This is a genomic window from Stenotrophomonas sp. SMYL11 (assembly GCF_036320005.1).
Taxonomy (GTDB): domain Bacteria; phylum Pseudomonadota; class Gammaproteobacteria; order Xanthomonadales; family Xanthomonadaceae; genus Stenotrophomonas; species Stenotrophomonas maltophilia_A.
This window is the reverse complement of the sequence record NZ_JAWIRS010000003.1, coordinates 346,505-371,319: the sequence shown is the minus strand read 5'-3', so window position 1 is coordinate 371,319 and position 24,815 is coordinate 346,505. Positions and strand designations below refer to the sequence as shown.

The window sequence follows — 24,815 nt, the reverse complement described above, 5'->3', positions numbered from 1 at the left end:
CGAGCCCCTCGTTCCCCTGCGGCCGGGCTCACGATCCGCCGAGTTCGGCCAGGATCGCCTGGCCACATTCCCTGCTTTGCCACAGCACCTGGCCGATCACGCTGCGCTGGTCGCAGGCCGCCATCAGCAGCAGCGGTGCGCGCCCCTCGGCCTGGATCGCCAGCATCAGCACCTTGCCGCCTGCGGCCTCCAGCATCAGCGTCTGCAGATCGCCCAGCACCAGTTCGCGCCCCACCGCTGCGGCCAGCGCCAGCATCGCGCTGGTCATCGCCGCCAGCCGTTCGCCACGCCCTTCGGCACCGGCACTCACCAGCGCAAAACCATCGACGCTGGCCAGCACGACCGTGCGCACGCCTTCGACCCGCTGCAGCAGATCCTGCAGCAAGGGCTGCAGGCGCTCACGCTGACCGGCATCGGGCAGTACCGCCATCTGCCCGTCAGCCATGTGCAGCCACCAGTGCGTGCGCTTCCATTTCGCTCATCAGTACATCCATCAGCAGCAGTCCCTGTTCGCGCTCACGGGCATCCACGGCCAGCAGCGGCAGCGGCTGGTCGTCAAGGCAGGCACGGGCGGCCCAGTCATCCAGTGCGGCCTGCGGTGCCTGGTCCAGGTGGGTGACCGCCACGACCAGTGCCAAGGATGATGCGAACGGCTGCAGCACCTGCAGGTAGCCTTCCAGCTCGCTGGCCATGCCGGCACGACGCGCATCCAGCAGCAGCACCGCGCCACGCGCGCCCTGCAGCAGGATCGGCCACAGGAAATCGAAACGCTGCTGGCCGGGTGTTCCGTACAACCGCAGGCGTTCGCCATTGGGCAGGTCGATGTCTGCGTAGTCCAGCGCCACGGTGGTGGACGCCTTGTCGGCGCCGAGGCGATCACTGTTGGCCACATCCGTGTCGACCACCGCGCCCGCTGCGATGCTGCGTACCAGGGTCGACTTGCCGCTGCCCATGCCGCCCAGCACCACCACCTTGTGCTCACGCATTGCGTTCGCTCCCGCGCAGGTGCCGCCACAGGCGGGCAAGCAGACCGTTGTCGGTGCGGGTGGCACCTGTCGCCATCATCGGCGTCGCCGGTGCAGTCTGCAGCTGCGCGTAGCCGCACAGGTAGGCGGCATGGATGAAATCGCGCACCGCCGCAGCCGGCAACTCAAGCAGCATCACGCACTCGTCAACCGTGCACGCGCGCTTGAGCAGCAGCGAACACAGGCGGAAGCCATCATGGTCGTGCCCCAGCACGCGGAAGTCCGGCCAGCGCAGCAGCTTCACCGACGCGCTGCGCAGGCGTTCGTCCAGTGACTGCCAATGGCGGCTGCGCTGTGCCCACTGCCACAGCAGCGGCCGCAGTGGCTGGCGTGGTCGCTCACCGGCCAGCGCCTGCAGGCGTGCGGGTGTCAGCGCATCCAGTTGCAGGCGTTCGAAGGCATCGGCCAGACGCTCCACCAGCGCCGCAGCCGGTTCCTGCAGCAGCACGGCCTGGTCGTGCTCCAGATCCATCAGCAGCAGCGGCTCGCCCGCATCAGTCAACAGTGCCTGGCCATGTCGCAGCGGCAGCCGCTCGCGCAGCAGGCGGGTGATGGCGTGTGCACCATCGGCCAGACGGATCGGTGCAGGTGCATGCATGGCAATGGGCTCCGGTACCAACTGCATGCGGCGCAGCGCGCGGCCGATGGCACCATCGTCAAGCACGTCCTGGTGCCCATCACCGTCACGCAGCTGGCCGCCCAGGTCTTCGATCCAGCACTGCAGTCGCGGACGCTGCTGGCGCATGCGCTGGGCCGCGTTGCGCAGCGCCGGCGTATCGCGGATGACCAGCAGATCGCAGTCATCCAGGTCCTGGCTGCGGCGGATCTGGCCGTCCGGCAAGGCCGATGCCACGCGCAGCCGCTGCAGCAGGGCCTGCTCGCCCTGGATGTCGGTTCCCACTACCAGCACGCGTGCCATCCGTGTTCCCCGTGCGGCCACCTCCCCGGTGGCCTCGCGTCGCCAAGGCTAGGGCATCGCCAGCGGCAGCCGTCGTGATCGACTGCTCAGATCGAGGGCGGTTGCAGACTGTCTCCTATCCGTTCTGCGACGGCCATCGCGGGCAAGTTTCATGCCCCTTTGACGGCATTCCGACAGCCGATGGATGTCACGGTTCTGGACCCCGGCAGATCCACGCCATGCGTGGACGAAGGGCAGCAGTAATCCTGGCCCAAAAAGAAACCCGCGCCGAAGCGCGGGTTCCGATGTCACGGCCGAGCGGCGATGGATCAGCCGCGCAGCTGCTCCAGCGCGGCGTTGAAGGTCGCGCTCGGGCGCATCGCCTTGCTGGCCTTGGCCACGTCCGGGCGGTAGTAGCCGCCGATGTCCACGGCCTTGCCCTGCACCGCGATCAGCTCTTCAACGATCTTCTGCTCGTTGTCGGTCAGTGCCTTGGCCAGCGGAGCGAAGCGCGCCTTCAGTGCAGCATCTTCGTCCTGCGCGGCCAGCGCCTGGGCCCAGTACAGCGCGATGTAGAAGTGGCTGCCACGGTTGTCGATGCCACCCAGCTTGCGCGACGGCGACTTGTCGTTGTCCAGGAACTGGCCGTTGGCTTCGTCCAGCGCCTTGGCCAGCACACGGGCGGCAGCGTTGTCGTAACGGTTGCCCAGGTGTTCCAGCGAGGCGGCCAGGGCCAGGAATTCGCCCAGCGAATCCCAGCGCAGGTAGTCCTCTTCAACGAACTGCTGCACGTGCTTCGGGGCCGAACCACCGGCGCCGGTCTCGAACAGGCCGCCACCGGCCATCAGCGGCACGATCGACAGCATCTTGGCGCTGGTGCCCAGCTCCATGATCGGGAACAGGTCGGTGAGGTAGTCGCGCAGCACGTTGCCGGTCACCGAGATGGTGTCCTCGCCCTTGCGGATGCGGTCCAGTGAGAAGGCCGTAGCTTCCACCGGCGGCAGGATGCGGATGTCCAGGCCGTTGGTGTCGTGGTTCTTCAAGTACTGCTCGACCTTGGCGATGACCTGCGCGTCGTGGGCGCGGGCGGCATCCAGCCAGAACACCGCCGGGGTGCTGCTCAGGCGGGCGCGTTCGACGGCCAGCTTCACCCAGTCTTGGATCGGCGCGTCCTTGGTCTGGCACATGCGCCAGATGTCACCGGCTTCCACGGCGTGCTCGAACACCACGGTGCCGGCATCGTCAGTGACCTTGACCACGCCATCGGCAGCGATCTGGAAGGTCTTGTCGTGCGAGCCATACTCTTCGGCCTTCTGCGCCATCAGGCCGACGTTCGGCACCGAACCCATGGTGGCCGGATCGAAGGCGCCGTGCGCCTTGCAGTCGTCGATGACGGCCTGGTACACACCGGCGTAGCAGCGATCCGGAATGACCGCCTTGGTGTCCTGCAGCTTGCCTTCGGCGTTCCACATCTTGCCGGAGTCGCGGATCATCGCCGGCATCGAGGCGTCGACGATCACGTCGCTCGGCACGTGCAGGTTGGTGATGCCCTTGTCCGAGTTGACCATGGCCACGCCCGGACGCTGTGCGTACTCGGCGGCGAGGTCGGCTTCGATCGCAGCGCGGGTGGCTTCCGGCAGCGACGGCAGGCGTGCGGCCAGGTCACCGATGCCGTTGTTCGCATCGAAACCGGCCTGCTTCAGCACGTCGGCGTGCTTGGCCAGCACGTCCTTGTAGAACTCGTTGACCGCCACGCCGAACATGATCGGATCGGAGACCTTCATCATGGTCGCCTTCAGGTGCAGCGAGAACAGCACGCCCTGGGCCTTGGCATCGGCGATTTGCTCGCCGATGAAGGCGGCCAGTGCCTTGCGGCTCATGACGGCGGCGTCGACGATCTCGCCGGCCTTGACTGCGGTCTTTTCCTTCAGCACGACGGTGCTGCCGTCCTTGCCGTGGAAGGTGATCTTCAGCGAACCGGCGTTGGCCAGGGTGGCCGACTTTTCGCTGCCGTAGAAATCACCGGCGGCCATGTGCGCGACGTGCGACTTCGAATCCGAGGCCCAGGCGCCCATGCGGTGCGGGTGCTTGCGCGCATAGTTCTTCACCGACAGCGGTGCGCGGCGGTCGGAGTTGCCTTCGCGCAGCACCGGGTTCACCGCGCTGCCCTTGACCTTGTCATAGCGCGCCTTGTAGTCGCGCTGCTGGTCGTCAGCCGGGGTTTCCGGGTAATCCGGCAGCGGATAGCCCTGGTCCTGCAGTTCCTTGATGGCCGCCTTCAGCTGCGGTACCGAAGCGGAGATGTTCGGCAGCTTGATGATGTTGGCGTCCGGGGTGGTCGCCAGCTCGCCCAGCTCGGCCAGGTCGTCGTTGACCTTCTGCGCATCGCTCAGCAGTTCCGGGAACAGCGACAGGATGCGGCCGGACAGCGAGATGTCACGGGTTTCCACTGCGATGCCCGCGGTGGAGGTATAGGCGTCGACGATCGGCAGCAGCGACTGGGTGGCCAGGAACGGTGCTTCGTCGGTCAGTGTGTAGAGGATCTTGGACATGGGGGACTTGGACTCTGTAGCAGTGCTCAGGGGAAGGCCGGCGCCAGCGCCGGGCCACGTGCAACCGTGTCACTTCCCCCGCCGCCGTCAGGGTGGGCGCGCGGCAGGGGAAACCCCTGCATTGTCGCGTTTTCAGCCCCGCGGGGCAAAGCCGCGCCATACGCGGCGGTACTGGACCGCTGTGTTTCGTCGTTGGCTCGCTTCCGGTCTGGAAGCTGAGGCTTGATGGCTAGTTCGACTTCCCGCTCGTGGAGGAACGCATGACCCATTCCGACAATCGCGGCCCCCACTCGGCATGCCTTGGACAGGTCAATGTCTGTGAGCGCTTGCTTTGCTGGAAGTTGCAGATGCGCAATCCCCCAACGACGGCGGCCAGGCTGGCGAGTTCATCAGACGTCGCTGCAGAGCCGCGGATGTGCAGCGAACCGGCGCCAGACGATCCGGGTCGAACGTAGACGTCGTACCGGGTGGAACCTCCTTCCGCCCTTGCATACCCCGACACGACATATCCGCCGTCCGTGAAGCGCAGATCCGGCGTGCTTCCTGACGCAGGCTTTTCAGGGGCATCACCCTCGTAGATCAAAGCGACTTCCCGATCATCGCTTCTGACGCGGTGCACGCCGAAGTCAACAGGTGCCTCGTAGGTCACGGACATGCCTGTCGGCACGCGCATGCAGGCGCCGTATAGGAAGTGGTCGCAGCTGTAGCTCCAGAGATTCGCGGGTCCCATTGAGAGTGTGAGCGCAATCCAGCTGAGCATGCTGTCCCCCGACCTGTCCGTGTTCCGTTCAGCGTACCCGCCAGCATCCCTAAAACGGGCATCGCCCAATAAAAAAGGACGCAGCCTCGCGGCTGCGTCCATCGTGAGCCCTGCCGGGAGAGAGTCGGCAGGACTTACTTGACCTCGAACTCCTGCGGCGTTCCGGCCGCCTTGCCATCGACGGTGACCTCAGCGCGGTACTTGCCGGCCGGCCAGCCCTTTGCATTCTTGAACGTGACGTTGGTGGTTTCCGCACCACTGGTGTTCAGGGTGGCGTTCTGTTCGCCGGCCACCTGGCCGTCCTGGTAGGTCAGTTTCGCGCCAACAGTGACATTGTTGGCGGCACCGTCGGTCTTGACCGAGACGATGACGTCGTCCTTCGGTGCGAACAATGCCGTGGTCGCAACCGACTTGTCGGCGGCTGCGGTCTTGCCGACGGTGACCGCCGAGACGCTCACCGCAGCAGCTTCGGCCATCGGCGGCGGCGCGCCGGTCATCGGTGCGGGTGCTGCCGGTTCGGCCGGAGCGGTCGCTGCCGGAGCGGCGTTGCTGTCGGTCGACTCTTCTTTCTTCTTGCAACCGACCAAGGCGACGCTGCCCAGCAGGGCGGCGATCAGGGCGGTCTGGAGCGGGGTGGTCTTGATCATTCGGGGTTCCTCCCAGGGATTGTCGGACGACGTTCGGCCGGCTTACTTCGGCGGCAATTTCAGGGTCTGGCCCGGGAAGATCTTGTCCGGGTCATCAAGCACATCGCGGTTGGCTTCGAAGATCTTCTTCCAGGCATTGGCGTCGCCCAGATGCTGCTTGGCGATCTTCGACAGCGAGTCACCCTTCTGCACGGTATAGGTGCCGCCGCTGACAACGTCTGCGGTGCTGTCCACCGAGGCGCTGACGCCGGAGAAGTCCGCCTTCGGCACCTGCTCGGCGGTACTGTCGACGCTGCCACTGACGCCGGAGAAATCGGCTTTCTTCTCGGTACTCATCCACAACTCCCGTCTGCATGACTACGTGGTTCGCACGGTGCCATGGCGGTTGTTAAATGGGGATGGTGCAGATGTGAAGCCGCCCCCGGGGGCGGCTGAACAATCGGGAGCCCGGGTGCCGGGTCGGCCCGCCCGGTGGGGGGGTGCCCCGGGCCCTGGATGCGGGCTCCTTGCGGTTGCCGGCCAGCGGCCGGCACTACCCGTATCCGCCTGAGGCAGTTATTGCCGCAGTTCGCGGTAGGTCGCGGCCGGGGCGGCGATGCCGGGACTGGCGCGCCAGGGATTGATGTCCAGGCCACCACGGCGGGTATAGCGGGCCTCCACTTCCAGCCACTGCGGCTGGCAGCGCAAAGTCACCTCGCTGAAGATCCGCTCAACGCACTGCTCGTGGAACTCGGCGTGCTCGCGGTAGCTGACCAGATAGCGCAGCAGGCCAGCACGATCGATCTTCGGCCCGCGGTAACGCAGGCTGACCGTGGCCCAGTCCGGCTGGCCGGTGACCGGGCAGTTGGACTTCAGCAGCGACGAGACCAGGGTCTCTTCCACCACCTCACCCGCATCGGCGGCGAGGAAGTCCGCCTGCGGCGGGCCGTAGCAGTCGATCTCCACGTCCAGCCCGTCGATGGATTCACCGAGCGGCGTCTCGCGCAGGCCCGGCAGGCCGAACTCGACCTGGACCGGCGCACCGGCGCAGGCAGACAGGTCAGCCACCAGGCGCTCGCGCAGTGCCTCGGCGCTGTCGATGCGGGTGCTGTTGAGGGAGTTGAGGTACAGCTTGAACGACTTCGATTCAATCAGCCGCGGTGATGTGCACGGCACCTGCACGGTGGCCACGGCGACCTGCGGCTTGCCACGCGGGTCGAGCCAGCTCAGTTCGAAGGCATGCCAGCGGTCGTGGCCGACGAACGGCAGCGCGGCGTCATCGAGGCCGATCTCGGCGCGGGCGCCGATGCGCGGGATGGGAAACAGCAGGCCGGGATCGTACTGCGACGGGTAACTGACCTCGCGACCGAGGCTGGAATCCTGTGGGGTGTTCATGGGGGGCATTGTATCGCGCGGACGGCGGGCCTTCGGCCGGGCCGGCCAACGGCGGAGCCCCTCCATGGTGGTTCAGGGCAGGATCTCGGGGTCGGCCGGGAGGGTGGGTTGGCTGGGGGCCGCTGCAAGTACGTCCATGTAAGCTCGGTCGCCGCATCCATGCGGCTCACGCCCCCAGCCAGCCCACCCTCCCGGCCACGGACAATTTCCCGCGCCACCACGGGAAAGATCAGAAAAATCAAAATCAAAAGCCTTCAGACATTCCGGATGTCTGCCCGTGTCGACCAAGGTCGACACCTACCAACAGCCGCGTGAACCTGTCGGGGGCGGGGCGGTGTGGGCCTGCAGGACCGTTGGCGCCATGGGCCCGAGGCATGCCTCGGGCGGGTTGGGCAGGACGCCCAACCCCGGTCTTGCCGTGTGCGCAGGAACGCGCACACCAGCAAGGCGCCATCGAGCCCCCACGGACGGCTTTACGGCGTGTCCTGCAGGCCCACACCGCCCCGCCCAACCAACAGAAATCCAGCACCGCTTTTGCCGTTGACGTTGCCGTTGCTTCGGTGGGTGCAGGGCTGCAAGCCCTGCCGGAAACTCTCAGCCAGCAGGAGTGCCGGCACCGTTCAAGTAATCCAGGCTCACCTGCAGCAGCGCGCGCAGTCCCACATCCAGCGCCTTCTCATCCAGCAGGAACTTCGGCGAATGATTGGCCGGCGCCGTCGCCGGGTCGATGCCCACGCTGGTGGAGCCGACGAAGAAGAACATGCCCGGCACCTCCTTCGCGTACAGCGAGAAATCCTCCGCACCCATCTGCAGCGGTGGCTCGTACACGTTGTCCTTGCCCACCACCGCCTGCAGGCTCGGCAGCATCTTCGCGGTCAGCGCCGGGTCGTTCACCGTGGCCGGATTGCCCTCCGACTCGTAGATGTCCGTCACCGCCTTGGCACCGTGCGCGGCCGCGGTGTGCTCGGCCACGTTGCGCAGGTCGGCGAAGATCTGCTGCCGCATGCCTTCGTCGAAGGTGCGGATGGTGCCGACCATCTCCACTTCATCGGGAATGATGTTGTAGCGGATGCCGCCGTTGATCGCGCCGAAGGTCAGCACCGCCGGCTGCTTGGACAGGTTGGCGCGACGGCTGACGATGGTCTGCGCGGTGCCGACCAGGTCGGCGGTGGCCACGATCGGATCAACACCGTTCCACGGCGCCGAGCCATGCGTCTGGCGACCGATCACCTTGATCCCGAAACGATCCGAGGCGGCCATCAGCGGGCCACCGCGTACCGCGATCTGCCCAGCCTGCACACTGGAGAACACATGCAGGCCAAACACGGCTTCAGGCTTGAAGTCGGCGAACAGGCCTTCCTTCAGCATCAGCGCGGCACCACCCTCTTCCGGCGGCGGTGCACCCTCTTCGGCCGGCTGGAAGATCAGCATCACCTGGCCCGGCAGATCCTTCTTCATCGACACCAGCGCTTCAGCCACGCCGAGCAGGGTGGCGGTGTGCGCGTCATGGCCGCAGGCATGCATCACGCCCACGGTCTGCCCGCGGTACTGGTCGGTGGCCTTGGAGGCGAACGGCAGGCCGGTCTGTTCGGTCACCGGCAGCGCGTCCATGTCCGCGCGCAGGGCAATCTTCGGCCCGGGCTTGCCGCCTTCGATGATCGCCACCACGCCGTGGTGGGCGATGCCGGTTTTCGGCTTCAGGCCCATCGCACGCAGGCGTTTGGCGACCTCGGCCGAGGTTCGCACCTCGCGATTGGACAGCTCCGGGTGCTGATGAAAGTCACGGCGCCATTCGACCACCTTGGCCTGCAGGCGCTGGGCGGCGGCGGTCACTTCCGGGCGCTGCGCGTCCTGGGCATGGGCGAGGGCCGGCAAGGCCAGCAGCAGGGCGGACAGCAGCAACGAACGGCGCATCACGATCTCCACGGCAGGGGGTTCCAGCTGAATGTAGGGCAACACCGCCGCTACGGGAACCTCCGCGGCCGGATCCGGTCTTAGCGCCCGTCCCATCCGTCATGCAGGAAACGTGATGTGGCGCAGGTATGCTTTGCGCATTGCCAACCGGGGCCGTGCCCCGTCCAGCCCTCTTGGAGTCCTTGAATGTCACGTGTTTGGAAGATCGTGCTGCTGGTCGTGGCGGTACTGGTGCTGGCCGTGGTCGGCCTGCGCGTACTCGGCGGGGGCAAGGACAAGGCCGGTGGCCCGGCGGCAGCTGCGCGCCAGGGCGGTGAAGACCCGGATGCCGGCCCGGTGCCGGTGACTGTGGTGAATGCGGCACGCCAGGACGTGCCGGTCTATGCCAGCGCGCTGGGTACGGTGACCGCAATGAACACCGTCACCGTCAGCCCGCAGGTTGGCGGCCAGCTGATGAGCCTGAATTTCCGCGAAGGCCAGGAAGTGAAGAAGGGCGATGTGCTGGCGGTGATCGACCCGCGCACCGCCCAGGCCAGCTATGACCAGGCCGTGGCCTCCAAGCGCCAGAACGAGGCGCTGCTGGCCACCGCGCGTTCCAACTACCAGCGCTCGAACGCGCCGGAGTATCGCCAGTTCGTCGCCAAGACCGATCTGGATACACAGCGAAACCAAGTGGCACAGTACGAAAGCGCAGTCGCGGCGAACGAGGCCAGCATGCGCTCGGCGCAGGTGCAGCTGCAGTACACCAGGGTCACCGCGCCGATCACCGGCATCGCCGGCATCCGCGCGGTCGACGCCGGCAACGTGGTCAACGCCGGCACCGCGCTGGTCACGCTGACCCAGATCCATCCGATCCACGTGCTGTTCAACCTGCCCGAGCGCCAGCTCGGCGATGTGCGCCAGGCGCAGGCCGCCGGTGCGGTACCCGTCGCGGCACTGGACCGCGCCGATTCGCACGTGCTGTCCGGCGACGGCAAGCTCGACGTGGTCGACAACCTGATCAGTGCCGACAGCGGCACGTTCAAGGCGCGCGCGATCTTCGACAACACCGACAACGGCCTGTGGCCGGGCCAGTTCGTCAACGTGCGCATGCAGCTGCGCACGATTGCCGGCGGCGTGGTCATCCCGACCCAGGCGGTGCTGCGTGGCCCGGACGGCGAGTACGTCTATGTGGTGCAGGGCGACAACACGGTGAAGATGCAGACCGTGCGCAGCGGCGTGGAAGTGGGCGACAGCCAGGTGCAGATCGCCGAAGGCCTGAAGGGCGGCGAACGGGTGGTCAGCGAAGGCCAGTTCCGCCTGAAGCCGGGCAGCAAGGTCACCGCGCTGAAGCCGGGCGAGACCCCGGTCGCACCGACCGAGGCCGAACTGAAGGCCGCCGAGCAGAAGAACAGCGGCGGTGGCCGTCGCGGTGGTGGCCCGCGCTGAGCGCAGGCCACTGACCTTCCCGCGCCGGCAAGCCTGCCGGCGCTGCCATTGAAGTGCCAGCAAGGATCAGTCCGTGGGCTTTTCGACGATCTTCATCCGCCGCCCCATCGCCACCTCGCTGTTGATGGCGGGCCTGTTGCTGCTGGGCATCCTCGGTTACCGCAAGCTGCCGGTGTCGGCGCTGCCGGAAATCGATGCGCCCAGCCTGGTGGTCACCACCCAGTACCCCGGCGCCAACGCCACCACCATGGCCTCGCTGGTCACTACGCCGCTGGAGCGCCAGTTCGGGCAGATCTCCGGGCTGGAGCTGATGACCTCCGACTCGTCGGCCGGGTTGTCGACGATCATCCTGCAGTTCTCGATGGACCGCGACATCGACATCGCCGCGCAGGACGTGCAGGCGGCGATCCGCCAAGCCACCCTGCCCTCCTCGCTGCCGTACCAGCCGGTCTACAACCGGGTGAACCCGGCCGACGCGGCCATCGTCACCCTGAAGCTGACCTCCGACACGCGTCCGCTGCGTGACGTCAACAACTACGCCGACTCGATCCTCGCCCAGCGCCTGTCGCAGGTGCAGGGCGTGGGCCTGGTGTCGATCGCCGGCAACGTGCGCCCCGCCGTGCGCATCCAGGTCAATCCGGCGCAGCTGTCGAACATGGGCCTGACCATGGAGGAGCTGCGCAGCGCGCTCACCCAGGCCAACGTCAATGCGCCCAAGGGTTCGTTGAACGGCAAGACCCAGTCCTACAGCATCGGCACCAACGACCAGCTGGCCAGCGCCGCTGAATACCGCGACACCATCATCAGCTACAAGAACGGCCGCCCGGTGCGGCTGTCCGACGTGGCCGACGTGGTGGATGGCGTGGAGAACGACCAGCTGGCCGCCTGGGCCGATGGCAAGCCGGCGGTGCTGCTGGAAGTGCGCCGCCAGCCCGGCGCCAACATCGTGCAGACCGTCGAGCGCATCCGCGCGATCCTGCCGCAGCTGCAGGGCGTGCTGCCAGCCGACGTGCACCTGGAGATCTTCAACGACCGTACCGAGACCATCCGCGCCTCGGTGCATGAGGTGCAGTTCACCCTGATCCTGACCATCGGCCTGGTGGTGGCGGTGATCTTCGTGTTCCTGCGCCGCCTGTGGGCCACGATCATTCCCTCGGTGGCGGTGCCGTTGTCGCTGGCCGGCACCTTCGCGGTGATGGCCTTTGCCGGCATGTCGCTGGACAACCTCTCGCTGATGGCGCTGGTGGTGGCCACCGGGTTCGTGGTCGACGATGCGATCGTGATGATCGAGAACATCGTGCGTTACATCGAGCAGGGCAAGAGTGGCAAGGAAGCGGCCGAAATCGGTGCGCGCCAGATCGGCTTCACCGTGCTGTCGCTGACCGTTTCGCTGGTGGCGGTGTTCCTGCCGCTGCTGCTGATGCCCGGCGTCACCGGCCGCCTGTTCCATGAGTTCGCGTGGGTGCTGAGCATCGCCGTCGTGCTGTCGATGCTGATCTCGCTGACGCTGACCCCGATGATGTGCGCCTACCTGCTCAAGCCCGACGCCTTGCCCGAAGGCGAGGACGCACATGAGCGTGCGGCGGCGGCCGGCAAGCAGAACCTGTGGACGCGCACCGTCGGCCTGTACGAGCGCAGCCTGGACTGGGTGCTGGACCACCAGCGCCTGACCCTGGCCGTGGCCGGCGGCGCACTGGTGCTGACCGTGCTGCTGTACGTGCTGATTCCCAAGGGCCTGCTGCCCGAACAGGACACCGGCCTGATCACCGGCGTGGTCCAGGCTGACCAGAACATCGCCTTCCCGCAGATGGAGCAGCGCACCAGGCAGGTGGCCGAAGCACTGCGCCAGGACCCGGACGTGACCGGCGTGTCGGCGTTCATCGGTGCCGGCAGCATGAACCCCACGCTCAACCAGGGCCAGCTGTCGATCGTGCTGAAGGAACGCGGCGAGCGCGACGGCCTGGACAACATTCTGCCGCGCCTGCAGAAGGCCGTCGCCGGTATTCCGGGCGTGGCCCTGTACCTGAAGCCGGTGCAGGACGTGACCCTGGACACCCGCGTGGCCGCCACCGAGTACCAGTACTCGCTGTCGGACGTCGATCCGGCGACCGTGGCCAACCAGGCCACGCGCCTGACTGAAGCGCTGCGCAAGCGCCCGGAGCTGGCCGACGTCGACAACAACCTGTCCAACCAGGGCCGCGCGCTTGAACTGAACATCGACCGCGACAAGGCCAGCGTGCTGGGCGTGCCGATGCAGACCATCGACGACACCCTCTACGATGCGTTCGGCCAGCGCCAGATCTCGACCATCTTCACCGAACTCAACCAGTACCGGGTTGTGCTGGAAGTGGCGCCGGAGTTCCGCACCAGCACCGCGCTGATGGAACAGCTGGCGGTGGCGTCCAACGGTGCAGGCGCACTGACCGGCACCAATGCCACCAGCTTCGGCCAGGTCACCTCGTCGAACTCGTCGACCGCCACCGGCATCGGCGCGCAGAACACCGGCATCACCGTTGGCGCCGGCAACATCATCCCGCTGTCGGCGCTGGCCGAAGGCAAGGTCAGCAGTGCGCCGCTGCTGGTCAGCCATCAGCAGCAGCTGCCGGCGGTGACGGTCTCGTTCAACGTGGCGCCGGGCTATTCGCTGTCCGAAGCCGTGCGTGCAATCCAGGAGACCAAGGACAGCCTGGACATGCCCGCACACCTGCATGCCGAATTCATCGGCAAGGCTGCCGAGTTCACCGGCAGCCAGACCGATGTGGTGTGGCTGCTGCTGGCCTCGCTGGTGGTGATCTACATCGTGCTGGGCGTGCTCTACGAGAGCTACATCCACCCGATCACGATCATCTCCACGCTGCCGCCGGCAGGTGTCGGCGCGCTGCTGGCACTGATGCTGTGCGGGCTGAGCCTGTCGGTGGATGGCATCGTCGGCATCGTGCTGCTGATCGGCATCGTCAAGAAGAACGGCATCATGATGGTGGACTTTGCGATCGAGGCTCGCCGCGCCGGCGCCAACGCGCATGAAGCGATCCGCCGCGCCTGCCTGCTGCGCTTCCGCCCGATCATGATGACCACCGCCGCGGCCATGCTCGGCGCGCTGCCGCTGGCACTGGGTACCGGCATCGGTTCGGAGCTGCGCCGCCCGCTGGGCATCGCCATCGTCGGCGGCCTGCTGCTGTCGCAGCTGGTAACCCTGTACACCACGCCGGTGATCTACCTGTACATGGAGCGCTTCTCCGAATGGCTGGCCCGCCGCCGCGAGCAGCGCGCACTGCGCGACGGTTCGCTGCAGGAGCCGCAGGCATGATCCACGCCCCGCTGCTGCGGGGGACCGCACGATGAACCTGTCCGGCCCCTTCATCCGCCGCCCGATCGGCACCGCGCTGCTGGCCATCGGCCTGTTCATGGTCGGCCTGATCTGCTACCTGCGACTGGGCGTGTCGGCGCTGCCGAACATCGAGATCCCGGTGATCTTCGTGCACGCCAGCCAGTCCGGTGCCGATGCAGCAACCATGGCCTCCACGGTCACCGCGCCGCTGGAACGTCATCTCGGCCAGCTGCCGGGCATCGACCGCATGCGCTCATCGAGCTCGGAAGGCAGCTCGCTGGTGTTCATGATCTTCCAGAGCGGCCACAACATCGATTCGGCCGCGCTGGACGTACAGACCGCGATCAACTCGGCGCAGGCCGACCTGCCTTCGGGCATGGGCTCGCCGATGTACCAGAAGGCGAACCCGAACGACGACCCGGTGATCGCCATCGCGCTCACCTCGCAGACGCAGTCGGCCGACGAGCTGTACAACGTGGCCGACTCGCTGCTGGCGCAGCGCATCCGCCAGATCAGCGGCGTCGCCTCGGTCGACATCGCCGGTGCGTCGACGCCGGCGGTACGCGTGGACGTCAACCTGCGCCTGATGAACGCACTCGGCCTGACCGCCGACGACCTGCGCAACGCCGTACGCGCGGCCAACGTGACCTCGCCCACCGGCTTCCTCAGCGATGGCAACACCACCACCGCGATCATCGCCAACGATTCGGTCGCCCGCGCCGCCGACTTCGCCGACCTGGTGGTCAAGACCCAGGGCGATGGCCGGGTGATCCGGCTGAAGGACATCGCCAACGTCTACGACGGCCAGCAGGATGCCTACCAGGCGGCATGGTTCGACCACAAGCCAGCGGTGGTGATGTACGTGTTCACCCGCGCCGGCGCCAACATCGTGGAGACCGTGGACCGGGTCAAGGCACAGATCCCCGCGCTGCGCGACTACCTGCAGCCGGGCACCACGATGACGCCGTACTTCGACCGTACGCCGACCATCCGCTCGTCGCTGCATGAAGTGCAGATCACTCTGCTGATCAGCCTGGCGATGGTGGTGCTGACCATGGCGCTGTTCCTGCGCCGGCTGGCACCGACGCTGATCGCCGCGGTGACCGTGCCGCTGTCGCTGGCCGGTGCCGCGCTGATGATGTACGTGATGGGCTTCACCCTGAACAACCTGAGCCTGCTGGCGCTGGTGATCGCGATCGGCTTCGTGGTCGACGATGCGATCGTGGTGATCGAGAACATCATGCGCCACCTCGACGAAGGCATGCCGCGCATGCAGGCGGCGCTGACCGGCGCGCGCGAGATCGGCTTCACCATCGTCTCGATCACCGCCTCGCTGGTGGCGGTGTTCATCCCGCTGCTGTTCGCCAGCGGCATGATGGGTGCGTTCTTTCGCGAGTTCACCGTCACCCTGGTGGCGGCCATCGTGGTCTCGATGATCGTCTCGCTGACGCTGACCCCGGCGCTGTGCAGCCGCTTCCTCAGCGCCCACGACCACACGGCGCCGCCGTCGCGCTTCGGCCGTTGGCTGGATGCCGGCCACGAGCGCATGCTGCGTATCTACACCGTGTTCCTGGATTTCTCGCTGCGGCATGCGCTGCTGCTGTCGCTGACGCCGCTGCTGCTGATCGGTGCCACCGTCTTCCTGTTCGGCGCGGTGAAGAAGGGCGCGTTCCCGCCGCAGGACACCGGCCTGATCTGGGGCCGCGCCAACTCCAGCGCCACCGTATCCTTCGAGGACATGGTCAGCCGCCAGCGCCGCATCACCGACATGCTGATGGCCGACCCGGCGGTGAAGACCGTGGGTGTACGCCTGGGCAGCGGTCGCCAGGGCTCCAGCGCACAGTTCAACGTCGAGCTGAAATCACGCAAGGAAGGCCGCCGCGAAACCACCGCACATGCCCTGGCGCGACTGAGCGCCAAGGCCGACCGCTACCCGGACCTGCAGCTGCGCCTGCGCGCGATCCAGGACCTGCCCAGCAACGATGGCGGTGGCTCCAGCCAGGGTGCGCAGTACCGCATCTCGCTGCAGGGCAATGACCTGGCGTCACTGCAGGAATGGCTGCCCAAGCTGCAGGCGGAGCTGAAGAAGAACCCGAAGCTGCGCGATGTCGGCACCGATGTGGACAATGCCGGGCTGCGCCAGAACATCGAGATCGACCGTGCCAAGGCGGCCCGCCTGGGTGTTTCGGTCGGCGCCATCGACGGCGCCCTGTACGGCGCGTTCGGCCAGCGCCAGATTTCGACCATCTATTCGGACATCAACCAGTACAGCGTGGTGGTCAACGCCCTGCCCTCGCAGACCGCTACACCGGCGGCGCTGGACGAGGTGCATGTGCGTGCGCGCAACGGCGACATGGTGCCGCTCACGGCGGTGGCCAAGCAGGTGCCGGGGCTGGCGCCTTCGCAGATCACCCATGAGAACCAGTACACGACGATGGACCTCAGCTACAACCTGGCGCCGAACGTGAGCATGGGTGAGGCCAAGGCGATCATCGACGCGACCGTGGCCGGCATGCGCATGCCCGGCGACATCCGCCTGGCTGATGACGCCGGCTTCGGCTTCAACTCCGACCCCAGCGACATGCTGATCCTGGTGTTTGCCGCGATCCTGACCGTGTACCTGGTGCTGGGCATGCTCTACGAGAGCCTGATCCACCCGGTCACCATCCTGTCCACGCTGCCGGCGGCGGGCGTGGGTGCGCTGCTGGCGTTGTTCGGCACCAACACCGAACTGTCGGTGATCTCGATGATCGCGCTGGTGCTGCTGATCGGCATCGTCAAGAAGAACGCGATCATGATGATCGACTTCGCGCTGGTGGCGCAGCGCGAGCATGGGCTGGCACCGCGTGAAGCGGCACGCGAGGCCAGCATCGTGCGTTTCCGCCCGATCATGATGACCACGATGGTGGCGATCCTGGCGGCGGTTCCGCTGGCGATCGGCCTGGGCGAAGGGTCCGAGCTGCGTCGTCCGCTGGGTATCGCGATGATCGGCGGCCTGCTGTTCTCGCAGAGCCTGACCCTGCTCAGCACGCCGGCGCTGTACGTGATCTTCTCCTGCCTGGCCGAACGCTGGCGGGCACGTCGCGCACGCAGGCGCGAAGCGAAGCTGCTCAAGCGCGCGCAACGGGCGTAGAAGGGCCCATCCACGCATGGCGTGGGTCTACTGGTAGCGCCGGCCGCTGGCCGGCGTTCTCCGTACAGCCAATCTGCCGGCCAGCGGCCGGCACTACCGTGGATGCAGATGGTGGGTGCGGACCGTTGGTCCGCACGCCTCCGGGTTTGACGCGCGGCAACGAAAAGAGAACAATTCTCATCCAGCCATGGTCCTGCGCCCCTTCGCGGCGCCCCGCTGCCATCTCCGGCCAGCCTGCGTGATCCCAGCCACTGCCCTTTCCCCCACCCGTGGGCGGATGGCCTGTGGCCGTCCGTCGAGGACCACCATCGATGCTGCCTTCCCATTCCCCCCGCTTGGCCCTGCTGGCCGTCGCCCTGTCAGCCGCCTGCGCTGCCCATGCCGAAGCGCCGGCCGTCAGCCGTAACGCCACCGATCTGGATGCGGTGAAGGTCACCGCCGAACGCACCCATACCGACGCTGGCGCACTGGGCGACCGCGCCCTGCGCGACACTCCGTTCGCGATCACCGCTGTTGGCCGCGAGCAGATCGAGCAGCGCCAGGTGGTCTCGCTGGGCGAAGCCTTCCTGCTCGACCCTTCGGTCAGCACCCAGGTCAGCGCCTATGCCAGTGGCTGGAGCTCGCCCATCCGCAACCGCGGTCTGGAGCTGAACTACGACAGCTACCGGGTCAATGGCCTGCAGGTCTCTTCCTGGGGCACCGAATGGCCGCTGGAAGTGATGGAACAGGTCGATCTGCTGAAAGGCCCGGGCGGATTCCTGTATGGCTTCGGCACCCCTGGCGGCATCGTCAACTACATCACCAAGAAGCCGACGGACACGCCCACCTTCTCCGCCCAACTGGGCTGGCGCGAACAGGGCATCGTCAGCGGCGGCATCGACGTTGGCGGCCGCTTCGGCAACGAGCAGATGTTCGGCTACCGCTTCAACGCCTTCCAGGAAAAAGGCGAGACTTTCAATGGTGGGCACGTCGATCGCAAGGTTGGCGCACTGTCGCTGGATGCGCGCCTGAGTGATGCGCTCACCTGGACCTTCGACGGTGTGTTCCAGTCGCGCGAGCTGCGCGAAGAATCGCCGCAGTACTACTTCCGTGGCCTGACCTCGTTGCCGCGGCCGATCGCGGGGGATACCGACAACAGCGTACCCGGCACCTACTACGACACCCGTTCCAGCCTGCTGTCGACCGGCTTGAACTGGCAGATCAACGGCGACTGGAAAGCCAGCCTGAGTTACGGCGTCACCACCTCGTGGAATGACGTCAACAAGATCTTCGCCTACATCGACGATCTCAACGGCGACTACGACGTCAACGTCTACGAACTGGGTGGCAAGAGCGAGTGGAAGCTGGCCCAGGCGATGCTGCAGGGCAGCTTCCGCACCGGCCCCCTTCAGCATCAGGTGGTGGCGGGCATCAGCCACCAGACCGGACTGGGCTGGGACCGCCCCTACGAGTGGAACCTGATTGGCCGCGCCAACCTGTACCAGCGCCATGCCATCCGCCACGACGCCGTCGGTTCGCGGGTGATGACCCGCGGCGACGAGACGGTGCAGCAGGCGGTGTTCGCAAGCGATACCGTCGATCTCGGCAGCGGCTGGTCGGTACTGGCGGGTTGGCGCTACAACGACTTCGAAACCAAGGGGCGATACCACACCTACCCGGTCACCCCGACCTACGCCGTGATGTTCAAGCCCAGCGAGGCGGTCACCCTTTACGCCAGCTACATCGAGTCGCTGGAAGCGGGCAGCCGCGTAGGCAACAGCTACATCAACGCCGGTGACGTGCTCGATCCCACCATCAGCAAGCAGTACGAGATCGGTGCCAAGGTCGAAGCGGCGCGTTGGAATGCGAACGTGGCCGCGTTCCGGCTGGAACGTGGTGCCAACATCGATGAGCTCACGCCGGCCGGCAAGCGCCTGGTGCAGGACGGCATCACGCTGTACGAAGGCATTGAAGCCAGTGCCGACCTGCACCTCAACGATGCACTGACCGTCGGCGGCGGCGTCACCTGGCTGGATCCGACCTACGACAAGCTGTCCCCGGGCAGCGCCGCACAGGAAGGCAACCGCACCGCCGGTGCTGCGCGCTGGAGCGGCGTACTGCACGCTACCTACCAGCTGCCGTGGGTAGATGGCTTGGAAACCTATGCCGCCGTGCGCTATTACGGCGATGTCTGGTACGACGCCGACAACACCCTGAAGCTGCCTGGCTACACGCTGGTGAATGCAGGCATCGGCTATCGCCTGCTGGCGTCCGGCCATCCGGTGACCCTGCGTGCCAGCGTCGAGAACCTGGCCAACCGGAAGTACTGGTCCAACGCCGGCGCCGGCCTGCCACGCACGTTCGCTGTGAGCGTGCGGTTCGACATGTAATGCCCGGCAAACCGGTAGTGCCAGCCGGCGGCCGGCTCCTCGCACCTCCGTCCGGGCGCATGAGAGCCGGCCAGCGGCCGGCACTACCGGGTATTCCTTCGCGGGCTGTCCCCTTCACCCCGCACCCGCAATAATGGTGGGAGACCCTTCCACCGAGCCTGCATGCCCGCCCGCGAATCCCGCCTCAGCCGCCTGTGGGCCCACGAAAAGGCCAGTTATGGCCTTCGGGTGTTCATCGCCCTGACCGCAGCGCTTGCCGTGTGCTGGCAGCTGGACGCGCTCACTGCCCTGCCCGGCGTGTTCCTCGGCATCATCGCCAGCGCCATCGCCGAGACCGATGACAACTGGTGGGGCCGTACCAAGGCGGTTCTGCTGTCGCTGCTGTGCTTCTGCCTTGCCGCCGCTTCGGTGATCTGGCTGTTCCCATGGCCATGGATCTTCATCGGCGCGCTGGCGCTGTCCACCTTCGGGTTGACCCTGCTGGGTGCGCTCGGCGAGCGCTACGCGTCCATCGCCCAGGCCACGGTAACGCTGGCGATCTACACCATGATCGGGCTGGAGCAGCATGGCGCCAGCGACCTGCACAGCGCGCTGGACGCGGTCAGCCACCTGCTGGCCGGTGCGATCTGGTACGGCCTGCTGTCGATCCTGTGGACCGCACTGTTCGCCAACCGTCCGGTACGCGAACGCGTGGCGCGACTGTACGTTGAACTGGGCCGCTACCTGCAGTTGAAGGCAACACTGTTCGAGCCGGTGCGCGAGGCCGACCTGCAACGTCGCCAGCTCGACCTGGCCGAACAGAACCGGCGCGTGGTCGGTGCATTGAATGAAGCCAAGACCGCGATCCTGGCCCGCTTCGGCCGTTCCGGGCGGCCCGGCGTGAACTCCGGCCTGTACCTGCGCCTCTATTACATGGCACAGGATTTCCACGAGCGCGCCAGCTCCTCGCACTACCCGTACGGTGCGCTGGTCGATGCCTTCTTCCACAGCGACGTGCTGTACCGCTGCCAGCGCCTGCTCGACCTGCAGGGGCAGGCCTGCGCACGGCTGGGCGAGGCGATCCGCCTGCGCCGTCCGTTCGTGTATGGCGAAAGCAACCAGCAGGCCGGGCGCGACCTGGCCGATGCGCTGGCCTATCTGCGCGACCAGCAGCGGCCGCAGTGGCAGCGACTGCTTGGCTCGCTGGACCTGCTGGTGCACAACCTGCGCAGCATCGAGCGCCGCCTGCTGGATGCAGAGCGCTCCGAAGCCAGCCTGGACAACGTCGATACCCGCTTGCGCGACAGCAACCCGCACACCCTTCGCGAGATGGGCGTGCGCGTGCGCCAGCAGCTCACGCCCGGCTCGGTCCTGTTCCGCCACGGCCTGCGCATGGCATTGGCCCTGATCGTCGGCTTCGCGGCTATCCGCTTGTTCAATGCACAGAACGGCTCGTGGGTGCTGCTGACCATCGTGTTCGTGTGCCGCCCCAACTTCGGCGCGACCCGCCAGCGCCTTGCACAACGCATCGTCGGCACCGTGGCCGGCCTGGTGCTGACCTGGGCACTGCTGCAGCTGTTCCCGCAACTGCACGTGCAGCTGCTGATCGCGCTGCTGTCGGCGCTGCTGTTCTTCTTCACCCGCACCGACCGCTATCTGGTGGCCTCGGCGGCGATCACGGTGATGGCCCTGACCTGCTTCAACCTGATCGGCGACGGCTTCGTGCTGATCGTGCCGCGCATGGTCGATACGCTGCTGGGCTGTGCGATCGCCGCCGCGGCCGCGTTCCTGATCCTGCCCGACTGGCAGGGCCGGCAGCTGCACCTTGTACTGGCGCGGGTACTGGACACCGCCGCGCGCTATCTGGATTCGGTGCTGGGCCAGTACCGCAGTGGCATGCGTGACGATCTGGCCTACCGCATCGCCCGCCGCGACATGCACAACGCCGACGCCGCGCTATCCACCGCGTTGTCGAACATGCTGCGTGAGCCCGGCCATGTGCGCCGCAACCTGGATGCCGGCTTCCACTTCCTGGCGCTGTCCAACACACTGCTCGGGCACCTGTCGGCCCTGGGTGCGCACCGCGACCAGGTGGACAGCTACGCTGGCGATCCGCTGGCGCTGGCTGCCGGTGAGCGCGTGCGCAAGGCGCTGCAGCAGCTGGCGACGGCCCTTACCGCTCGGCAACCGGTCGCGGAAGAGGACAATGATGCCGACCGCGCGGTGGCCGCCGAACTGGAGCAGATCGGCGAGGCGATGCCGCCGAAGCTGCAGCTGATCCGCACGCAGATGGCGCTGGTGCTGCGGCTGCTGCCGAAGGTGCGGGCAGCGGCGAATGAGGCGGTGACCAGCCTGACCTGATCCCTCATCGCTGGTCGGACATTCCATCCACGCATGGCGTGGATCTACTGCACCGCGTGCAACCGTGTGTTGCGTATGGCGATGCGCCCCGATCACGTTCCCGCGCGGATACTGGGTAATCCTCTGCCCCCCGGATTCCCCATGAAGATTGAACTCTCCGGCCGCACCGCGCTGGTCACCGCCTCCACCGCCGGCATCGGCCTGGCCATCGCCCAGGGCCTGGCCAACGCGGGCGCGCGGATCATTCTCAACGGCCGCAGCACCGACAGCGTCGAACGCGCCCGCCAGCGCCTGCTCGACGCCGTTCCGGGTGCCGACGTGCTCGGCGTGGCCGCGGACCTCTCCGATGCGGCCGGCGTCGGCACGCTGCTGGCAGGCCTGCCCAAGGTCGACATCCTGGTCAACAACGCCGGCATTTTCGGCCCCGAGGACTTCTTCGAGACCGAGGACGCAACCTGGGAGCGTTACTGGCAGACCAATGTGATGTCCGGGGTACGCCTGTCGCGGGCATTGTTGCCGGCCATGGTCGATGCCGGCTGGGGTCGCGTGCTGTTCATCTCGTCCGAATCGGCACGCAACATTCCGGCCGACATGATCCACTACGGTGTCAGCAAGACCGCGCAGCTGTCGCTGTCGCGCGGCCTGGCCAAGCGTGTGGCCGGCAGCGGCGTCACCGTCAACGCAGTGCTGCCCGGCCCTACCCTGTCCGACGGCTTCGCGGCGATGTTCGAAGATGAACGCCAGCGCAGCGGCAAGCCACTGGAGCAGATCGGCCGCGAGTTCGTGATGACGCACCGGCCGTCTTCGGTGATCCAGCGCACCGCCACGGTCGAGGAAGTGGCCAACATGGTGGTGTACCTGGCCTCGCCACAGGCCTCGGCGACCTCGGGTGCGGCGCTGCGCGTGGATGGCGGCGTGGTCGACGATATCGTCTGAGACCTTTCAACGTGTGCGGACCAACGGTCCGCACCCACAGGTCCGCACCCACAGCGGATAGGCAGGAATGCTAGGCTGCGCCGGTCAAGGAGGCTCCATGTCCGGTCACAACCAGTTCGCCCTGCTGCGCCAGCGCCGTTTCCTGCCGTTCTTCGTCGTCCAGGCGCTTGGAGCGTTCAACGACAACGTGTACCGGCAGGCGATCATCAGCATGTTGCTGTTCATGGCCGTGCCGGAGGAAGAGCTGGGGCTGTATGCCACGTTGGCACCTGCCATCTTCATCCTGCCGTACTTCCTGTTCTCGGCACTGGCCGGGCAGATCGCCGACAAACTGGAAAAATCGCGGCTGATCGTGATCACCACCACCATGGAGATCGTGATCATGTCGCTGGCGGCCACCGGCTTCCTCACCCAGAGCCTGCCGGTGCTGCTGGTCGCCCTGTTCTGCACCGGCATGCAGTCGACCCTGTTCGGCCCGGTGAAGTACTCGGTGCTGCCCTCGGTGCTCAAGCCCGAAGAGCTGACCGGTGGCAACGGCCTGGTTGAAATGGGCACCTCGATGTCGATCCTGTCCGGCATGATCGTCGGCGGCCTGGTGTTCACCGTGGCCGGCAGCCACGGCACGGTGGTGGCGGCCTGCGCGATCATCGGCCTGGCGATCTGCGGCAACATCGCCGCGCGCCTGATTCCCAGGGTCGATGCCGGCGACCCGAACCTGAAGATCAACTGGAACCCGCTGCCCGAATCACTGGCGGTGCTGCGCATGGCGCGCCAGCAGAAGGCGGTGCGCAATTCAATCCTGGGCGTGTCCTGGTTCTGGTTCGTCGGCACCGTGCTGACCTCGCAGCTGCCGGCCTATGCCGTGACCAACCTCGGCGGTGAGCCGACCCTGTATATCTTTGCGCTGGCCCTGTTCTCGGTCGGCACCGGCATCGGTTCGCTGCTGTGCGAGAAGCTGTCGGCACGCACGGTGGAAATCGGCCTGGTGCCGCTGGGTGCGTTCGGCATGACCGCGTTCCTGCTCGACCTGTATTTCGCCCGCAGTGGCGAAGCGACCGTGCACGGACTGACCATCGGGACGTTCCTGCAGCAGCCGGGCAGCATCCGCATCGTCATCGACCTGATCGGCATCGGCCTGTTCACCGGCATCTTCGTGGTGCCGCTGTTCGCGCTGATCCAGAGCCGCACGCCGAAGGCGCAGATGTCGCGCGTGTTTGCGGCGCTGAACATCCAGAACTCCGGCTTCATCGTCGGCGCAGCCCTGCTGTCGCTGGCCGCGCACAAGCTGCTGCACTGGACCATCCCGCAGCAGTTCCTGGCGCTGGCCATCGCCAACGCACTGGTGGCGATCTACATCTTCACCATCGTCCCCGAATTCCTGATGCGCTTCCTCAGCTGGCTGATGGTGCGCACCCTGTACCGCCTGCGCCCGCACGGCATCGAGGCCAACGTGCCGGACGAGGGTGCCGCGCTGCTGGTCTGCAATCATGTCAGCTACATGGACGCACTGATCCTGTCGGCGACGATTCCGCGCCCGGTGCGCTTCGTCATGTACTACAAGATCTTCAACATCCCGGTGATGCGCTGGATCTTCCGGACCGCCAAGGCGATCCCGATCGCCGGTGCGCGCGAAGACCCGGCGCTGATGCAGCGCGCGTTCGATGACATCGACGCTGCGCTGGCCGAAGGCGAGCTGGTCTGCATCTTCCCGGAAGGCGCGCTGACCAAGGATGGTGCGATGGCACCGTTCAAGTCCGGCGTCGAGAAGATCCTCGAACGGCGGCCGGTGCCGGTGGTGCCGATGGCGCTGCGCGGCATGTGGTCGAGCATGTGGAGCCGGCGCGACAGCCGCCTGGGCCGCATGCGCGTACCGCGCCGTTTCCGCGCCACCGTCGAGGTGGTGGCGGCAGCGGCCGTGGATGGCCACAGCACCAGCGCACCGGTGCTGGAGGCCCAGGTGCGGGCCCTGCGCGGCGATCACGCCTGACGGAATCGGTCCGCCAAGCGGGTCCGGCAACTTCCCCCGCATGCGTCACCGTTCACTGGCGTACGTGGCATGTCGTGACTGTAAACGCATACATGCAACGCAGGTTGCGGTAGATTACGCACCC

General features: G+C 66.7%; 16 protein-coding genes. 7 read left to right on the top strand and 9 right to left on the bottom strand.

From position 1 onward, the window contains the following. Nucleotides 1-28: 28 nt before the first annotated feature. From V3B46_RS08545 to V3B46_RS08505, 9 genes are all read right to left on the bottom strand, one after another. A complete protein-coding gene (locus V3B46_RS08545) occupies nucleotides 29-445 on the bottom strand; it encodes a roadblock/LC7 domain-containing protein (RefSeq protein WP_154264623.1) in 417 nt (138 codons plus the stop codon). Next, nucleotides 438-986, bottom strand: a complete 549-nt coding sequence (locus tag V3B46_RS08540; protein WP_329891672.1) for a GTP-binding protein — start codon at nucleotides 984-986, stop codon at nucleotides 438-440. Before V3B46_RS08540 ends, V3B46_RS08545 begins: the two co-directional genes overlap by 8 nt. After that, nucleotides 979-1,944 (bottom strand): hypothetical protein, encoded by a 966-nt coding sequence (locus tag V3B46_RS08535; RefSeq protein ID WP_329891671.1) that lies wholly within the window; start codon nucleotides 1,942-1,944, stop codon nucleotides 979-981. The genes V3B46_RS08540 and V3B46_RS08535 overlap by 8 nt, the downstream gene beginning before the upstream one ends. A gap of 308 nt (nucleotides 1,945-2,252) precedes the next feature. Continuing rightward, nucleotides 2,253-4,475 carry an NADP-dependent isocitrate dehydrogenase gene (locus V3B46_RS08530; protein WP_329891670.1) on the bottom strand — a complete coding sequence of 741 codons (2,223 nt, stop codon included), beginning with the start codon at nucleotides 4,473-4,475 and terminating at the stop codon, nucleotides 2,253-2,255. A 229-nt stretch (nucleotides 4,476-4,704) separates the two neighbouring features. Beyond that, entirely contained in the window at nucleotides 4,705-5,235 is a 531-nt protein-coding gene (locus V3B46_RS08525; protein ID WP_329891669.1) for a hypothetical protein, read from the bottom strand. A 134-nt stretch (nucleotides 5,236-5,369) separates the two neighbouring features. Next, complete coding sequence (locus V3B46_RS08520) at nucleotides 5,370-5,882, bottom strand: hypothetical protein (protein WP_032130280.1); 513 nt, start codon at nucleotides 5,880-5,882, stop codon at nucleotides 5,370-5,372. A 42-nt stretch (nucleotides 5,883-5,924) separates the two neighbouring features. After that, complete coding sequence (locus V3B46_RS08515) at nucleotides 5,925-6,218, bottom strand: LysM peptidoglycan-binding domain-containing protein (RefSeq protein WP_005419771.1); 294 nt, start codon at nucleotides 6,216-6,218, stop codon at nucleotides 5,925-5,927. A 219-nt stretch (nucleotides 6,219-6,437) separates the two neighbouring features. Then, nucleotides 6,438-7,256, bottom strand: coding sequence for an NADPH-dependent 7-cyano-7-deazaguanine reductase QueF (gene queF / locus V3B46_RS08510; protein WP_329891668.1), 819 nt, complete (start codon nucleotides 7,254-7,256; stop codon nucleotides 6,438-6,440). Between the two features lie 594 nt (nucleotides 7,257-7,850). Then, nucleotides 7,851-9,170 carry a M20 family metallopeptidase gene (locus V3B46_RS08505; protein ID WP_032973396.1) on the bottom strand — a complete coding sequence of 440 codons (1,320 nt, stop codon included), beginning with the start codon at nucleotides 9,168-9,170 and terminating at the stop codon, nucleotides 7,851-7,853. Nucleotides 9,171-9,356: 186 nt separating this feature from the next. Between V3B46_RS08505 and V3B46_RS08500 the strand changes: the two genes are divergently transcribed. The 7 genes from V3B46_RS08500 (at nucleotide 9,357) to V3B46_RS08470 (ending at nucleotide 24,691) form a co-directional block, all read left to right on the top strand. Continuing rightward, entirely contained in the window at nucleotides 9,357-10,598 is a 1,242-nt protein-coding gene (locus tag V3B46_RS08500) for an efflux RND transporter periplasmic adaptor subunit (RefSeq protein WP_329891667.1), read from the top strand. Nucleotides 10,599-10,671: 73 nt separating this feature from the next. After that, a complete protein-coding gene (locus V3B46_RS08495) occupies nucleotides 10,672-13,905 on the top strand; it encodes an efflux RND transporter permease subunit (protein WP_329891666.1) in 3,234 nt (1,077 codons plus the stop codon). Nucleotides 13,906-13,936: 31 nt separating this feature from the next. Beyond that, nucleotides 13,937-17,059 (top strand): efflux RND transporter permease subunit, encoded by a 3,123-nt coding sequence (locus V3B46_RS08490; RefSeq protein WP_329891665.1) that lies wholly within the window; start codon nucleotides 13,937-13,939, stop codon nucleotides 17,057-17,059. A gap of 311 nt (nucleotides 17,060-17,370) precedes the next feature. Further along, a complete protein-coding gene (locus tag V3B46_RS08485; RefSeq protein ID WP_329891664.1) occupies nucleotides 17,371-19,428 on the top strand; it encodes a TonB-dependent siderophore receptor in 2,058 nt (685 codons plus the stop codon). Between the two features lie 162 nt (nucleotides 19,429-19,590). Beyond that, on the top strand, nucleotides 19,591-21,768 hold the full coding sequence (gene yccS, locus V3B46_RS08480; protein WP_329891663.1) for a YccS family putative transporter: 2,178 nt from the start codon (nucleotides 19,591-19,593) through the stop codon (nucleotides 21,766-21,768). A 141-nt stretch (nucleotides 21,769-21,909) separates the two neighbouring features. Beyond that, entirely contained in the window at nucleotides 21,910-22,704 is a 795-nt protein-coding gene (locus V3B46_RS08475) for an SDR family NAD(P)-dependent oxidoreductase (protein WP_329891662.1), read from the top strand. Nucleotides 22,705-22,801: 97 nt separating this feature from the next. Then, nucleotides 22,802-24,691 carry an MFS transporter gene (locus V3B46_RS08470; RefSeq protein ID WP_329891661.1) on the top strand — a complete coding sequence of 630 codons (1,890 nt, stop codon included), beginning with the start codon at nucleotides 22,802-22,804 and terminating at the stop codon, nucleotides 24,689-24,691. Nucleotides 24,692-24,815: the final 124 nt, after the last annotated feature.

Coding starts and splice junctions, on each gene's coding strand:
- V3B46_RS08530 (WP_329891670.1), bottom strand. CDS start 4,475: ATGTCCAAGATCCTCTACACACTGACCGACGAAGCACCGTTCCTGGCC.
- V3B46_RS08490 (WP_329891665.1), top strand. CDS start 13,937: ATGAACCTGTCCGGCCCCTTCATCCGCCGCCCGATCGGCACCGCGCTG.
- queF (WP_329891668.1), bottom strand. CDS start 7,256: ATGAACACCCCACAGGATTCCAGCCTCGGTCGCGAGGTCAGTTACCCG.
- V3B46_RS08540 (WP_329891672.1), bottom strand. CDS start 986: ATGCGTGAGCACAAGGTGGTGGTGCTGGGCGGCATGGGCAGCGGCAAG.
- V3B46_RS08535 (WP_329891671.1), bottom strand. CDS start 1,944: ATGGCACGCGTGCTGGTAGTGGGAACCGACATCCAGGGCGAGCAGGCC.
- V3B46_RS08525 (WP_329891669.1), bottom strand. CDS start 5,235: ATGCTCAGCTGGATTGCGCTCACACTCTCAATGGGACCCGCGAATCTC.
- yccS (WP_329891663.1), top strand. CDS start 19,591: ATGCCCGCCCGCGAATCCCGCCTCAGCCGCCTGTGGGCCCACGAAAAG.
- V3B46_RS08505 (WP_032973396.1), bottom strand. CDS start 9,170: ATGCGCCGTTCGTTGCTGCTGTCCGCCCTGCTGCTGGCCTTGCCGGCC.
- V3B46_RS08485 (WP_329891664.1), top strand. CDS start 17,371: ATGCTGCCTTCCCATTCCCCCCGCTTGGCCCTGCTGGCCGTCGCCCTG.
- V3B46_RS08500 (WP_329891667.1), top strand. CDS start 9,357: ATGTCACGTGTTTGGAAGATCGTGCTGCTGGTCGTGGCGGTACTGGTG.
- V3B46_RS08520 (WP_032130280.1), bottom strand. CDS start 5,882: ATGATCAAGACCACCCCGCTCCAGACCGCCCTGATCGCCGCCCTGCTG.
- V3B46_RS08475 (WP_329891662.1), top strand. CDS start 21,910: ATGAAGATTGAACTCTCCGGCCGCACCGCGCTGGTCACCGCCTCCACC.
- V3B46_RS08515 (WP_005419771.1), bottom strand. CDS start 6,218: ATGAGTACCGAGAAGAAAGCCGATTTCTCCGGCGTCAGTGGCAGCGTC.
- V3B46_RS08545 (WP_154264623.1), bottom strand. CDS start 445: ATGGCTGACGGGCAGATGGCGGTACTGCCCGATGCCGGTCAGCGTGAG.
- V3B46_RS08470 (WP_329891661.1), top strand. CDS start 22,802: ATGTCCGGTCACAACCAGTTCGCCCTGCTGCGCCAGCGCCGTTTCCTG.